This window comes from Cyanobacteriota bacterium (assembly GCA_025054735.1).
Taxonomy (GTDB): domain Bacteria; phylum Cyanobacteriota; class Cyanobacteriia; order SKYG9; family SKYG9; genus SKYG9.
This window is the reverse complement of the sequence record JANWZG010000668.1, coordinates 1-1231: the sequence shown is the minus strand read 5'-3', so window position 1 is coordinate 1231 and position 1231 is coordinate 1. Positions and strand designations below refer to the sequence as shown.

General features: G+C 51.7%; 1 protein-coding gene. It reads right to left on the bottom strand.

Annotation, left to right across the window (positions count from 1 at the left end):
• Positions 1-290: 290 nt before the first annotated feature.
• Positions 291-1157 carry a hypothetical protein gene (locus NZ772_19245; protein ID MCS6815693.1) on the bottom strand — a complete coding sequence of 289 codons (867 nt, stop codon included), beginning with the start codon at positions 1155-1157 and terminating at the stop codon, positions 291-293.
• Between the last annotated feature and the right edge of the window lie 74 nt (positions 1158-1231).

Here is a 1231-nt window from a genome sequence, read left to right as displayed (position 1 = left end):
CCAGCAGGTTTTCGATTGGCTAAATGCTACCCCTTGAGCTGCTGAGGGTTGTAAACATAGCCTCACCAACATGCCCAAGCTCTGAGTTTTCAACACCAACTAAAAAACTTCATGCACCGCCCCAGCAGATATAGTTGTTTCAATTTGGGTTGAAACAGCTACCCTCACCCCAAACCTTCTCCTAAAGCGCGGGAGAGGGGGAGCTTAAGTGTCTCTTGCTAATCTGGAATGACTCTGTTCTAACGTTGCTATCTCTCTAGGAGACATGCATCTGGGCCACTGTAGGTTAGTCAGCGTTGGGGAATGGCAGTGTAGCCGGTTGTTCGCAAGAAGGCACGCAAATCAGCAAAAAACTTAGTACGATCGCTGGCTCGATAGGCTGATTGCACTCGTTGCCAGCCATCAGTTGCCTCCCCCAGCATGTATTTGTCCGCTAGGTAAGCTGCTAGGGCTGCTCGTCCCCCATCGATGCTATCTTTGGTTTGCTCGTACAGTAGCCAATTTTGATAGGCACTCGCACGGACGAGTTGGGGATATTGGCGGGTGACGTTTAGCATTCGCCCTTGACGAAAGCGCCAAATTTGAATGGGATAGAGGGAACCGGCGTAGGACGCAAACGCATAGGCAAAGCGATCGTCACGGGTACGAAACTCCAGTCCATTCACTTGGCCGCGACCCAAATCACTCGGACGATACAATGATGTCTCTAGGTCTTCGAGGCGATACCCAGCATTGCCCCAGTCATGGCGAGTGAATGCATAGCGTTTGGCAGTGGCGTTGTAGTGATAGATCCAAGATGAGACACAGCAATGGGCACCACCGCTGAAGTTATCGACAATAATCTCTGGCTCGCCATCGAGGTCTAGATTCTTGACCATTACTTCTATGATGTTACAAAAGCCATCTAGTTGACTGAGGCTCTGTTCATGGACTACTTGACCCGATCGCAAAATCCGCAGTTGGGCAGCCGTAGCACAGATACCAGCGTCCGGATCACGGGTTGCCGTTACCTGGGCTTGCACTGGCCCCAGTTGACCTGTCTTGACTTCGGTCTGCTTATCTTCAGCAGCATGGCTAGCTCTACCCAAGACTCCCCCCCAGACCACAGCAGTCGTCAACGCTATCCCTGCTAGCGATCGCCCTGCCCACGATGCCATCCGAATCCACGACATCCCAAGCTGTACCATTTGACTATGCCTCACAACTGCCTGTGGCACTACCGTTTCATTAT

What these genes read in the sequence shown, in the direction of transcription:
- NZ772_19245 (MCS6815693.1), bottom strand. Translation starts at nt 1,157, where the DNA reads ATGGCATCGTGGGCAGGGCGATCGCTAGCAGGGATAGCGTTGACGACT.